Annotated in this window: 14 protein-coding genes, 2 pseudogenes and 1 other annotated feature; of the genes and pseudogenes, 14 read left to right on the top strand and 2 right to left on the bottom strand. The window is 44.0% G+C overall.

Annotated elements, in window-relative coordinates; translation table 11 throughout:
• Window positions 1-56: 56 nt before the first annotated feature.
• Together mreC and mreD are read left to right on the top strand one after the other, a co-directional pair.
• Window positions 57-947 (top strand): rod shape-determining protein MreC, encoded by an 891-nt coding sequence (gene mreC / locus JCM21738_RS02420; RefSeq protein WP_023627140.1) that lies wholly within the window; start codon window positions 57-59, stop codon window positions 945-947.
• Window positions 944-1450, top strand: a complete 507-nt coding sequence (gene mreD, locus JCM21738_RS02415) for a rod shape-determining protein MreD (RefSeq protein WP_243462854.1) — start codon at window positions 944-946, stop codon at window positions 1448-1450. Before mreC ends, mreD begins: the two co-directional genes overlap by 4 nt.
• 208 nt (window positions 1451-1658) lie before the next feature.
• Here mreD and JCM21738_RS24115 read toward each other — a convergent pair whose 3' ends face one another.
• The gene (locus JCM21738_RS24115) at window positions 1659-1814 is read right to left on the bottom strand and encodes a hypothetical protein (protein ID WP_156315496.1); all 156 of its coding nucleotides are present in this window, start codon (window positions 1812-1814) and stop codon (window positions 1659-1661) included.
• 36 nt (window positions 1815-1850) lie between these two features.
• On the opposite strand from JCM21738_RS24115, the pseudogene minC reads away from it, so the two are divergent.
• From minC to pheA, 12 genes and pseudogenes are all read left to right on the top strand, one after another.
• Window positions 1851-2530 (top strand): annotated as a pseudogene (gene minC, locus JCM21738_RS02410) (septum site-determining protein MinC).
• Between the two features lies 1 nt (window position 2531).
• On the top strand, window positions 2532-3335 hold the full coding sequence (minD, locus tag JCM21738_RS02405; protein ID WP_023627143.1) for a septum site-determining protein MinD: 804 nt from the start codon (window positions 2532-2534) through the stop codon (window positions 3333-3335).
• A 147-nt stretch (window positions 3336-3482) separates the two neighbouring features.
• A complete protein-coding gene (locus tag JCM21738_RS02400; protein ID WP_023627144.1) occupies window positions 3483-4262 on the top strand; it encodes a M23 family metallopeptidase in 780 nt (259 codons plus the stop codon).
• The gene (locus tag JCM21738_RS02395; protein ID WP_023627145.1) at window positions 4255-5121 is read left to right on the top strand and encodes a M50 family metallopeptidase; all 867 of its coding nucleotides are present in this window, start codon (window positions 4255-4257) and stop codon (window positions 5119-5121) included. Before JCM21738_RS02400 ends, JCM21738_RS02395 begins: the two co-directional genes overlap by 8 nt.
• 223 nt (window positions 5122-5344) lie before the next feature.
• A pseudogene (locus JCM21738_RS02390) lies at window positions 5345-6798 on the top strand (Rne/Rng family ribonuclease).
• A gap of 89 nt (window positions 6799-6887) precedes the next feature.
• Window positions 6888-6968, top strand: a sequence feature (ribosomal protein L21 leader region).
• A 15-nt stretch (window positions 6969-6983) separates the two neighbouring features.
• Window positions 6984-7292 (top strand): 50S ribosomal protein L21, encoded by a 309-nt coding sequence (gene rplU / locus JCM21738_RS02385; RefSeq protein WP_023627147.1) that lies wholly within the window; start codon window positions 6984-6986, stop codon window positions 7290-7292.
• Between the two features lie 15 nt (window positions 7293-7307).
• A complete protein-coding gene (locus JCM21738_RS02380; protein WP_023627148.1) occupies window positions 7308-7640 on the top strand; it encodes a ribosomal-processing cysteine protease Prp in 333 nt (110 codons plus the stop codon).
• A 13-nt stretch (window positions 7641-7653) separates the two neighbouring features.
• On the top strand, window positions 7654-7944 hold the full coding sequence (gene rpmA, locus JCM21738_RS02375; RefSeq protein ID WP_023627149.1) for a 50S ribosomal protein L27: 291 nt from the start codon (window positions 7654-7656) through the stop codon (window positions 7942-7944).
• Between the two features lie 166 nt (window positions 7945-8110).
• A complete protein-coding gene (locus tag JCM21738_RS02370) occupies window positions 8111-8650 on the top strand; it encodes a Spo0B C-terminal domain-containing protein (protein ID WP_023627150.1) in 540 nt (179 codons plus the stop codon).
• A gap of 47 nt (window positions 8651-8697) precedes the next feature.
• Window positions 8698-9990: a GTPase ObgE gene (gene obgE, locus JCM21738_RS02365; RefSeq protein WP_023627151.1), complete on the top strand. Its 1293-nt coding sequence runs from the start codon at window positions 8698-8700 to the stop codon at window positions 9988-9990.
• Between the two features lie 122 nt (window positions 9991-10112).
• On the top strand, window positions 10113-10565 hold the full coding sequence (gene thrR / locus JCM21738_RS02360; protein ID WP_023627152.1) for a transcriptional regulator ThrR: 453 nt from the start codon (window positions 10113-10115) through the stop codon (window positions 10563-10565).
• A 31-nt stretch (window positions 10566-10596) separates the two neighbouring features.
• Complete coding sequence (pheA, locus tag JCM21738_RS02355; protein WP_023627153.1) at window positions 10597-11439, top strand: prephenate dehydratase; 843 nt, start codon at window positions 10597-10599, stop codon at window positions 11437-11439.
• A gap of 33 nt (window positions 11440-11472) precedes the next feature.
• Here pheA and JCM21738_RS02350 read toward each other — a convergent pair whose 3' ends face one another.
• On the bottom strand, window positions 11473-12012 hold the full coding sequence (locus JCM21738_RS02350; RefSeq protein WP_023627154.1) for a transcription repressor NadR: 540 nt from the start codon (window positions 12010-12012) through the stop codon (window positions 11473-11475).
• Between the last annotated feature and the right edge of the window lie 35 nt (window positions 12013-12047).

Raw genomic sequence — 12047 nt, 5'->3', positions numbered from 1 at the left:
GAAATCCACTTCCCTCCTCTTCTGTAATCCATTTTTTTAGATTAGAGGTGTAAATCATGCCACAGTTCTTCTTTAATAAACGCCTGATAATGCTGCTTGTTAGCATTATAGTCCTCGTGGCATTGATTGGATTTTCTTTAAGGGAAAGAGAAGAATTGACATGGCCAGAGCAGTTTGTCAAAGACTCTACAAGCTGGGTGCAGTCCGTTGTCTCAAGGCCTGCCAATTATATTGCCGGTTTAATCGAAAACCTTCAAGACTTGCAAAATACATATCAGGAAAACAAAGAGTTGAAGAAACGAGTTGATGATATGGCCCGCCTTGAAGCGAAAGTATACTCCCTTGAAAAAGAAAACGAGGAACTTCAGGAAATTTTAGATAAGAAAGAATCACTAGCAGACTATGAACCAATCCAGGCAGTCAGGATTGCCAGAAGTCCTGAACGCTGGAATGAACTGATAATCATTAATAAAGGTGCTTCTAATGGCGTGGAAAAAAACATGGCCGTTATCACTGCAAAAGGGTTAATCGGCAAGGTTAAGAGCACGACACCATTTTCGGCAACCGTGCAGCTGATCAGCTCTATTGACCCAACCAACAGAATTTCTGCGATTCTCCAGGCAGAAAAACCGCTTTACGGCACAATCGAAGGGTATGACAAGAAGAAAGAGCTTTTATTGTTAAAAGGGCTGCCGTATGATGCGGAAATTGAAAAAGGGCAGAATGTCGTCACGACTGGTATGGGTGGAATCTTCCCTAAAGACCTTCCAATCGGCAAAGTTGTCACAGTTGTCCCGGACCAATTTGGCCTGAATCAAACGGCATATATTAAGCCGGAAGCAAATCTATATGATTTGGAACATGTCATGGTTGTCAAGAAATCAATGGTCTCAGTAGACCTTGAAGAAAGCTTGGAAGGTAGTGAAGGAGAGGAGGAAGGCAATTGATCCGTTTCCTGCTCCCGGCACTTTTTGCTTTGTTATTCATCCTGGAAAGTTTGTTTGTCGAACTTCTGCCTGCGGAATTATTCAACAGTGACCGGATTCTTGTTCCTCATTTCCTCATGGCAGGAATTTTATTTTTGACGGCTTACCTGAGTCCAAAACATGGAATTCTTTATGGCATTATCTTTGGACTGCTTTTTGATGTCATCTACACTGAAATTATCGGGATTTATCTATTTTTGTTTCCGTTCATCGCCTATTTGACCGCAAATATGATGAGAATCCTGCAGACCAATATTTTGATCGTTTCAATCCTTTCACTTCTTGGCATTGCGCTTTTGGAAGCAGGAGTATACGAGTTGATGCTGCTGATAAAAATTACTGACCTGGACTTTTCCACCTATGTTAAAATAAGACTAGTCCCGACTTTGATCTTAAATCTTGCTTTTATCATCTTGCTGCTATCCATTAAAAAAACAGTTCGAAAATGCTGCAGACAGACTTAATGACTGATTATCTGGTTGTATTTTGGAAGGCACCCCGAAAAATCGATGAAAGCAGCGGTGAAGAGAAAATATTGATGTAGGCTATTCAAATAAAGGAATTCAGCGGACACTTGTCGAATTTCTTTCAGGTGATATAAGAAATTACTTTATAACAGACAATTGTCTTGCGCTTTTTTATGAAATAAGACTTTTACACTTAGATTAGTGTCTAGCTCCAGCGCCTAGCCCCTCGAGACGTTTCGTTCCTGTCAATGAAGTCAAAGAACGACTTAACTGTCAGGCACTCTGAAGCACAGGACGTGCCAGACCCGCCAGCCACACGATGTGGCGTTATAGGCGGGTAACGCTTGTCGGGTCTGACCAAGGCGCTTGCGCTTTTCGTATGAGGTGAACATCCAGTATGAAGAAAACACAAAATGTGACAATAAAAGGAACAAAAGATGGACTTACGCTCCATTTGGACGATACTTGTTCCTACGATGAATTAAAGAAGGAACTCGATCGAAAGCTTTCGAATTCAACTCGTGTCCTGGAGGAGCAACAGCTGCTTTCGGTAAAGGTGAAGGTAGGAAATAGGTACCTTACGAAGCTCAGGAGGAAGAGCTGAAAGACCTGATCCGCCAGAAGAGGAACTTAATCGTTGAGGGCCTTGAGACGAATGTGATCACGAGGGAGGAAGCTGAAAGGCTTCGTCAGGAAACAGAAATCGTTCCTGTTGCCAAAGTGATTCGTTCAGGCCAGGTTCTTGAGATAACAGGGGACTTGCTGCTCATTGGAGATGTCAATCCAGGAGGAACAGTCAAGGCAACAGGAAATATTTTTATCATGGGTGCTTTGAAAGGGCTTGCACATGCCGGTACGGAAGGAAATATCGAAGCGGTCATTGCTGCATCTGTTATGAAGCCCTCGCAGCTCAGGATCAGCGATTGCATCAACCGGGCTCCAGACCATGTCCCTGAAGAAGAAAGCCGCGTGATGGAATGTGCTTACATATCTGACAGTCAACAGATTGTTGTTGATAGATTGCAAGTTTTAATGAAGAAAAGACCTAGTTTAACTAGATTCGAAGGAGGCCTCTAAAGTGGGAGAAGCGATAGTAGTTACATCCGGAAAAGGCGGAGTTGGCAAAACGACAACTTCTGCTAATATAGGTACAGCTTTGGCCCTTCAAGGCAAAAGAGTCTGCCTGATAGATACAGATATCGGCTTGCGTAACCTGGACGTTGTAATGGGGCTCGAAAATCGCATTATATATGATCTTGTCGATGTAATCGAAGGAAGATGCAAGATTCATCAGGCACTTGTAAAAGATAAGCGCTTCGATGACCACCTTTATTTGCTCCCAGCTGCCCAGACGAGCGATAAAACTGCCGTTCAGCCCGAACAAATGAGGAAATTGGTGAATGAGCTGAAGCAGGATTATGATTATATCATCATTGATTGCCCGGCTGGAATCGAGCAGGGTTATAAAAACGCTGTTGCCGGTGCGGACAAGGCGATTGTCGTGACAACACCAGAAGTATCCGCAGTCAGGGATGCTGACAGGATTATTGGCCTGCTCGAAAAAGAAGAAAACGTTGAATCACCAAAACTTGTCATCAACCGGATCCGCACCCATATGATGAAAAATGGCGACATGCTGGATGTGGATGAAATCACGACACATCTTTCGATCGACTTAATCGGGATTGTTGCCGATGATGATGAAGTCATCAAAGCATCAAACCATGGTGAGCCAATCGCACTGAATCCAAATAGCAAAGCATCCATTGCATACAGGAACATCGCCAGGAGGATTCTCGGCGAGTCAGTTCCATTGCAGCAATTAGACAACGATAATAAAGGCGTATTTTCAAAGATTAAGAAGTTCTTCGGAGTTCGCTGATTAAAAGGCATCTACTTCTCGTTTATACGAGGACAGATGCCTTTTCTATTTAATCCTCACTTTCAAATAAGTGAAATTGTCATACTCTTGTGGGACAGGTCATAGACTTGTACTAACTTAGAGTACAAGGGGAATGGTGGGGATTGGATGAACTCGAGAGCTGATGATATACGCAGAAGGGTGATGAAAAGGAAAAGAGAGCGGGAAAGAATGGAGAAAATGAGCCATAACCGCTTTTTCTCGACGGAGGAAGAACGGCATGGTTTTGACAGGATTTCATCTTATGACATGGGTCCAGGGGAAGGCGGACATCCTTTATTCAAAAAGGAAGTATTCCTGTTCAAGGTACTTGCTTCCGCTTGCCTTGTTTTGATCATTGCGATCATTTACCGGAGTCCCTCTGAAAAAGCAGAAACGATCCAACAATATGTGAATCAGACGATGGAGCAGGAATTTCAGTTTGCCGCCGTTTCGGACTGGTATGAAAACCAATTTGGCAAACCGCTGGCATTGCTTCCTGCCAAAAAAAGTGTTGATGAAGAAAACAAACAGGATCTGGCTCCAGACAACCAGTATGCACTCCCTGCCTCAGGAAGGATCCTTGAAGATTTTGGTGACAATGGCCAGAGAATTCAGATTGAAACCGGCAAAGGTGCCGGCGTGGAAGCCATGGATGAAGGGCTAGTGCACTTTGTCGGCATGAAAGAAGGGTTCGGTAAAACGGTCATTGTGCAGCATGCGGACAAGAGTGAAACATGGTATGGAAACCTCGATGAAATCGAAGTGAGCCTCTATGAGTATATTTCTAAAGGAGCGAAGGTGGGTACGGCAATGGATAGTACGGATGGAATAAAAGGTTCATTTTATTTCGCCATTAAAAAAGGGGATGACTTCGTAGATCCCGTCCAGGTGATCAAGTTTGAATAAAGCCATTGCGTTATTGCGAAAAATACACATCCATCCTTTGTTGTGGGTGATCATCGCCCTTGCTGTTGCGACCGCGCATTTTATAGAGCTGATGATGGTGCTGCTGATTATTTTTGTTCATGAAATGGGACATGGTGCTGCAGCTTCTTTTTTTTCGTGGAGAATCAAGAAAATCGCCCTGCTTCCCTTCGGCGGAGTCGCTGAAATGGATGAGCACGGGAACAGGCCGTTAAAAGAAGAGCTGATTGTTGTTCTGTCTGGGCCCCTTCAGCATGTTTGGATGATAACACTATCCTATATCCTGTTTATCGCAGGGGTCCTTCCGGAAAAATGGCATATGCTGTTCATTCAATATAATATGATGATCCTCCTGTTCAATCTTATCCCGATCTGGCCATTGGATGGAGGCAAGCTGGTGTTCATTTTGTTATCAATGAAAAAATCCTTTCAGGAAGCCCACTTGCGGACGATATATGTTTCAGCCGGAACATTGATTATCTTTTCGGCGGTCCTTATCATCATCGCCCCGTCGACCTTGAATGTCTGGGTCATCATCGGCTTCCTGGCGTTTTCGCTTTACTATGAATGGAAGCAGCGGCGGTTTATCTTCATGCGTTTTTTGATGGAAAGGCATTATGGAAAACAGGTAGATTTGCGAGAGCTCAAGCCGATCAATGCGACCGAGAATGAAATGGTCGGCCAGGTCCTTGAAAAGTTCCAGCGTGGCTGCAAGCATCCAATCATCGTCAAGCAGCAGAACGGCAAGGAAATGGTCATGGACGAGAATGAATTGCTACATGCATTTTTCAGTGAGAAGTTATTATCGGCGAAAATAGGAGATTTGCTTTACACCTTCTAAAATAGGATAATGAATGCAGCGCAGAAACCATTGCGCTGCATTTTTTATTACTTTATAAGTATTAATCTTTTGCACTAAGATTAGTGTCTAGCTCCAGCGCCTAGCCCCTCGAGGTCGCTTCGGTCCGCCCAATGAAGTCAAAGAGCGACTTCACTGGTCGGCCCTCCAGCGCTTGGCGGGGCTGATCAAGCGCTTGCGCATTTCTAGTGGTTAAGGAGAAACAATGAACCAGTTAATTATCAACGCAAATTCGAGAGAGAAGCGCTTCGCTTTGCTCAAAAATGGCGAAGTCGAAAAAATATATATTGAACAGCCAGGCCAGCAATCACTGGTCGGGAATATTTATCTTGGGATCGTTGAAAAAGTGATACCAGGGATGAATGCAGCATTCATCAATTTCGGCGAAGAATTAAGCGGCTTTCTTCAAAAAGATAAGCTGGCATCCTATGTCAAATCTGACGACGAAGATAAAGCAAATCGCTCGATCTCTTCGTATGTCCATCAAGGTGAAAAGCTGCTAGTCCAGGTTGAAAAAGATGCAGCCGTGACAAAAGGGGCGAGGCTGACGGGAGTCATTGAATTGCAGGGTGAGAATCTTGTCTATATGCCGCAGGGAAAATACATAGCTGTTACTAAAAAGGCTGAATCACCAGAGATCAGGAATAAATGGAGAGAATTCGCCAGCCAGGTCAAAACGCCCGAGGAAGGTCTCATTTTCAGGACCGAAAGCCTGAACCAGACCGAGGAAGCAATCATGCGTGAGCTTGAGCACCAGCGCGTTCAATACGCTCAATTAAAAAAGACCATGTCGGGAATGAAGAAGCCCGGAATCGTTCACAGACGTGATTATTTTTTTGAGCAGGCTGTGGCAGTGCTTCTTTCTTTTACAAATGGAGAAGTGATTACGGATTGCCTCGATTTTAAGAAAAGAATGGAGCACTATATCAAAGAAGGTATAGAGATAGAGTTTTATAATGGGAAAGATGATATTTTTTCATTTTATAAAATCGAACAGGAAATCGAGCGGCTGCTTAAAAGGGTCGTTTGGCTGGAAAAAGGAGCCTATATGGTCATTGACCAGGGAGAGCACTTACGATGATCGATGTGAATACAGGCAAGTTTTCCGGCAAAACCGATTTGCGTGACACTGTCATGAAGACCAACATGAATGCGGCAGTAGAAGCTGCCAGGCAAATCAGGCTCAGGGATCTTGCAGGCATCATTCTGATCGATTTTATTGATATGAAGACTGATAGTGAACGGAACAAGGTGCTGAAACTCATTCAAAAAGAGCTGCACTTGGATGAGCGCACGACACGGATCATCGGCTTTACCGAGCTTGGCATCCTCCAGCTGACAAGAAAGAAGACGAAGCAGTCGCTGACCGAGACTTTGACTGAAAAATGCTGGACATGCGGAGGTACAGGACAGGTACTGAGCACGGAATCCGTCGCATACAGACTAGAGCGCGCGCTTTGGGAGTTCAAAAACTCCGATTACGAAGAAATTCATATAGCCGCGACGAATGAGGTCATCCGCCATTTTTCCGGTGAAGCTGATATCCATAAATTGAGGCTTGAAAAAGCATTAGGATTTAAGATAAAATTCTCGGTGTTAGACGCGGCGAAACCTTTCTATGAAATCCTTAAGGTTGGTGCTTCGACAGAACTCGGTTGAACCAAAGCTGGCCATTAAAAGAACATTGATTAATATGTTGACACTTTTGCTCGGCATATGATAGTATTTTAATGTTATTGTTTGTAGCACCCGTGCTACAACCGCACGCATCAGGTATTTAAGATTTGCTTTTTTTGCAACGCCTGCTGATGGCGAGTCTGAGTCTAATGAGGAGGTGCAATGGAATGTACGCAATTATCGAAACTGGCGGCAAGCAAGTAAAGGTAGAAGAAGGACAAGCAATCTACATTGAAAAGCTAAACGCAGCTGAAGGCGAAACTGTAACTTTTGACAAGGTTCTTTTTGTAGGTGGCGATAACGTTAAAGTTGGTAGCCCAGTAGTTGAAGGCGCAACTGTTACAGCTAAAGTTGAAAAGAATGGCCGTCAAAAGAAAATCATCGTTTTCAAATACAAAGCGAAAAAGAACAATCGTAAGAAGCAAGGTCATCGTCAGCCTTACACTAAAGTTGTTATCGAAAAGATTAACGCTTAATTAAGGCGGATTACCATGATTCGTGCAACGATTAATCGTACAAAATCCGGAAGCATCCGATCGTTTACAATTAGCGGCCACGCTGGATTCGCTGCCCATGGCAGTGACATTGTCTGTGCAGGTGTTTCCGCCATTACAATTGGGACAGTCAATTCCATCATTGGATTGACAGGGGTCACCCCGGACATTGAACAAGGCGCTGATGGTTTTCTCCGCTGTGAAATTCCGGACAATTTGCCTGAGGATACACAGGAGAAAATCCAATTACTCCTTGAAAGCATGGTCATTACATTGCAATCGATGGAAAAAGAGTACGGAAAGCACATAAAATTAACCTTCAAAAAGTAGGAGGTGGAACAAAATGTTAAGATTAGATCTTCAATTCTTCGCTTCTAAGAAGGGTGTAGGTTCTACTAAGAACGGACGTGACTCAATCTCTAAGCGTCTTGGCGCTAAGCGTGCAGACGGTCAATTCGTAACTGGTGGTTCTATCCTATATCGTCAGCGTGGAACTAAAATCTACCCAGGTGTAAACGTGGGTAAAGGTGGAGATGACACTCTATTCGCTAAGGTTGACGGCGTCGTTAAATTCGAACGTCTTGGCCGTGACCGCAAGCAAGTAAGTGTTTATCCTGCAGCTCAAGAAGCGTAAGCCAAAGAGAAACCCTAACCACTGCGGTTAGGGTTTTCTTGTATTTTATGGCCTTCTCTTGATAATTAAACTTATTTCAATACTAAACAATATACATAATTAGCTTACGCAGAATGGCTTTTTTGTTATACTTACACCAAGCAGTCTTATGAGTAGGAGTATGTGTATGAAAAAAGATTGGGATACAATCGAGGTTTTGCGCCATGCACGCCATGATTGGATGAATCAGCTTCAACTAATTAAAGGGAATATATCGCTGAATAAAGTGGACCGGGCTAAAGAGATCATTGAAGAAATTATCATGGAAGCCAGGCAGGATGCAAAGCTATCTAATTTACATCTTCCTCAGTTTGCCTCTACATTGTTAACCTGCAATTGGGAGAATCATCATTTCCAATTGGAATATGAAGTAATGGACTCCCAGAACTTCCACAGATTAGATGACCAGCTGTTGACTCGCTGGACAGAGCAGCTTTTTGATGCATTGAATTCTTCGATTGAACCATATCAGGAAAACCATCTCTCCATCACAATTGAACCGCAGGAGAAAGGAATCGGGTTCTTTTTTGATTTTAGCGGAATAATAAATGATAAAAATTGCTTGATGAGGTTCCTTGACCAGCAACACGGTTACAATATGAAAGTCATATCGGATGGCGTGGTCGACGGGGAATTGACGATAGAAGTTTTCTTGGAATCACTCTAGGGAAAAATAGAAGCGATAACAAATTTCAGACAGGTGGTAATGACATAATGTTTGTCGATCAGGTTAAGATTTATGTAAAAGGCGGGGACGGCGGCGATGGAATGGTCGCGTTCCGACGTGAAAAATATGTTCCGAAGGGCGGCCCGGCTGGCGGCGACGGCGGTAACGGTGCAAATGTAGTCTTCCAGGTGGAAGAGGGACTGCGCACGCTAATGGATTTCAGATACCAGCGCCACTTCAAGGCACCGCGCGGCGAGCACGGAATGTCTAAAAACCAGCATGGTAAAAATTCAAAGGATATGGTCGTAAAGGTTCCACCAGGGACAATTGTATCCGATGCCGAGACTGGCGCGATCATTGCTGACCTGGTAGAACATGGGCAGAAGGCTGTCATCGCAAAGGGCGGACGCGGAGGACGTGGCAACTCACGTTTCGCAACACCGGCTAACCCGGCACCAGAGCTTTCCGAAAAAGGTGAACCAGGGCAAGAAAGAGAAATCATCATGGAGTTGAAACTCCTTGCGGATGTAGGACTAGTAGGCTTCCCAAGCGTAGGGAAATCGACGTTGTTGTCTGTTGTTTCAGCAGCTAGACCGAAAATCGCGGAATACCACTTCACGACGATTGCACCGAACCTGGGGATGGTCGAAACAGAAGACGGCAGAAGCTTTGTTCTTGCGGACTTGCCAGGTCTTATCGAAGGTGCGCATTCAGGTGTCGGCCTTGGACATCAGTTCCTGCGCCATATCGAACGCACACGAGTAATCATCCATGTAATCGACATGGCTGCAACAGAAGGCCGCAATCCCTATGAGGATTATTTAACAATCAACAATGAATTGAAAGAATATAACTTGAGGCTGACTGAGAGACCACAAGTAATTGTAGCCAATAAAATGGACATGCCAGATGCGGAAGAAAATCTGCAAGTGTTCAAGGAAAAGCTGGGGGACGAACACCCTGTTTTCCCTATCTCAGCTGTTACGAGAGAAGGTCTGCGTGAATTATTGTTCGCGGTAGCTGACCTGATTGAAAAGACTCCGGAATTCCCTCTCATTGATGAAGAGGAATTAGAAAAAGATGAAAACCGCGTGATGTACAAGCATGAAAAAGCAGAACAGGAATTCCAGATTAGCCGAGAATCGGATGGAACATTTGTCATTTCGGGTGACAGTATTGAAAGGCTGTTCAAGATGACTGATTTCTCAAGGGATGAATCTGTCCAAAGGTTCGCCCGCCAGATGCGCGGCATGGGCATTGATGATGCTCTTCGTGAACGAGGCGCGAAAGATGGCGATACAGTCAAGTTGCTTGAATATGAATTTGAATTTGTGGAATAGGCTTAAATGATTTTAGAAGGTCGATTAGCCAGCATCAGGTTAATCGGCTTTCCTCTTTAAAAATGGTGTTTTCAGCAATTTTAAAAGCAAAAAAAAGCTGGCAAACTGATGGGGTGATGGAGATGAAGCAAAATCAAGATAGGAAGTTTTACCTTGTTCGTGAAGATGTCCTGCCCGAGGCAATGAAGAAAACGCTTGAGGCAAAGGAAATGATCGAACGTGGTAAAGCTGAGTCGGTCTGGGATGCTGTTCAAAGGGTCGATTTGAGCCGGAGTGCATTTTACAAATACCGTGATACGGTCTTTCCGTTCCATACAGTTGTGAAGGAACGGATCATTACGCTGTTTTTCCAGCTTGAAGATCGGTCTGGTACGCTTTCTGAACTGCTGAGTACAGTTGCTGCTACTGGCTGCAATGTTCTGACCATCCATCAGACGATTCCTCTGCAAAGCAGGGCGAATGTAACGCTAAGCTTGAATGTCACCGAAATGAGAGTCGAAATGGATGAGATGCTCGCAAGGCTGAAAAGACTGGAATTCGTAGAAAAAGTGGAAGTACTGGGATCAGGTGCTTAAAGAGAGTGATTTGTAGCAGGGGGAGATGGGCTTGAATATTGGTTACCTTGGACCGGAAGCAACATTTACGGACTATGCTGCCCGGCAATTGTTTAAAGAGGCTAAGAGGATTCCATTTGTGAGTATACCAGAATGCATGGATGCTGCTTCAGCAGGTGAAATTGATGCAGCAATCGTTCCATTGGAAAATTCCATTGAGGGTTCAGTAAATATCACGATTGATTATTTAGTCCATGAAACAGACCTTCAGATTGTTGGTGAAGCAGTGGTGTCAATCAGGCAGCATTTGCTGGTTCATCGGGACAATATCAAAAACTGGAAGGAAGCAGAATTGATTTGCAGCCATCCACACGCATTAGCACAGTGCCATAAATTTTTACATAGGAAATTCAAAGGAATTCCTCTTGAATATATGTCATCAACAGCCGCAGCGGCTAAACATGTACGAAACCATCCGGAACAGAACATCGCGGCAATCGCGAATAGCCTTGCTGCGGAGGAGTATGGATTAGTCTTTGCTGAGCAAAATGTCCATGATTACAGCTATAACCATACCGTATTTGCTGTGCTCGCGAAGGAAGGTCATGACATTTACATGGCTCCAACCGAAGAGTCCAAGATAAGTTTGATGATTACACTGCCTTCGGATCGGGCAGGAGCACTGCACCAGGTCTTATCTGCTTTCTCATGGCGGAAGCTCAATCTGTCCAAAATTGAATCACGCCCAATGAAAACTGGTTTAGGAAAATACTTTTTCATTATCGATATTAATTTGAAAATGGATGACGTATTAATTCCCGGAGCCATTGCTGAACTAGAGGCATTAGGATGCACAGTTAAACTGCTTGGAAGCTATTCAAGCCATAAGATATAAAAATCCATCAATTGATGGATTTTTTTTATATCACTATTCCAGGTCAATAAGTAACTTTTCTTTTCTTAGCGTTTCTTCTGCTTCATCCAGCGCTTTTTCACTTGGAGCGGAGATTGTGTGCAAGTGGATTCCGTCCGTTAACTCAGATAAGTAGGAAGCGTTAGTTGCCCTGATTTTTTCCATGAATTGCTTTACTTCATTTCGATTTGAGACCATGATGGAAGCTGTTAAATCCCCATACACGGGATGCTCAATTTTTACATCCTTAACAGTTACTCCGTGATCGACAAGAAGCAGAAGTTCTTCTTCTGTCCTTTCAGGGCCGTGGGAGACGGCAATGATCCTTTCCGCTGCTGAAGGACGAGATGCATGCATATATAGATATCCCTGGCTGGTGGCTATGATTGGTTCATTTTTGGCTTTAAGCAAGGTAATATCGCCAACAATGACTTGTCTGCTTACATTCGTTATCGCCGAAAGCTCGCCTCCGGTGATGGGCTCACTGCTTTCCTGCAGACTTTTCAGGATATAGGCCCGGCGTTCATCTCCGAGGATTTTCGTAGGTTCCTTCATAATCCGATCTCTCCTTCGACTTCTTCATTCGAAAA

Origin of the sequence: Mesobacillus boroniphilus JCM 21738, assembly GCF_000517385.1 — a bacterium.
Taxonomy (GTDB): Bacteria; Bacillota; Bacilli; order Bacillales; family Cytobacillaceae; genus Mesobacillus; species Mesobacillus boroniphilus.
The sequence above is the reverse complement of the archived record's forward strand: the minus strand, read 5'-3'. Positions and strand labels throughout refer to the sequence as shown.

Coding starts and splice junctions, on each gene's coding strand:
- mreC (WP_023627140.1), top strand. CDS start 57: ATGCCACAGTTCTTCTTTAATAAACGCCTGATAATGCTGCTTGTTAGC.
- JCM21738_RS02400 (WP_023627144.1), top strand. CDS start 3,483: ATGAACTCGAGAGCTGATGATATACGCAGAAGGGTGATGAAAAGGAAA.
- rplU (WP_023627147.1), top strand. CDS start 6,984: ATGTACGCAATTATCGAAACTGGCGGCAAGCAAGTAAAGGTAGAAGAA.
- JCM21738_RS02380 (WP_023627148.1), top strand. CDS start 7,308: ATGATTCGTGCAACGATTAATCGTACAAAATCCGGAAGCATCCGATCG.
- rpmA (WP_023627149.1), top strand. CDS start 7,654: ATGTTAAGATTAGATCTTCAATTCTTCGCTTCTAAGAAGGGTGTAGGT.
- JCM21738_RS02370 (WP_023627150.1), top strand. CDS start 8,111: ATGAAAAAAGATTGGGATACAATCGAGGTTTTGCGCCATGCACGCCAT.
- obgE (WP_023627151.1), top strand. CDS start 8,698: ATGTTTGTCGATCAGGTTAAGATTTATGTAAAAGGCGGGGACGGCGGC.
- thrR (WP_023627152.1), top strand. CDS start 10,113: ATGAAGCAAAATCAAGATAGGAAGTTTTACCTTGTTCGTGAAGATGTC.
- JCM21738_RS02350 (WP_023627154.1), bottom strand. CDS start 12,012: ATGAAGGAACCTACGAAAATCCTCGGAGATGAACGCCGGGCCTATATC.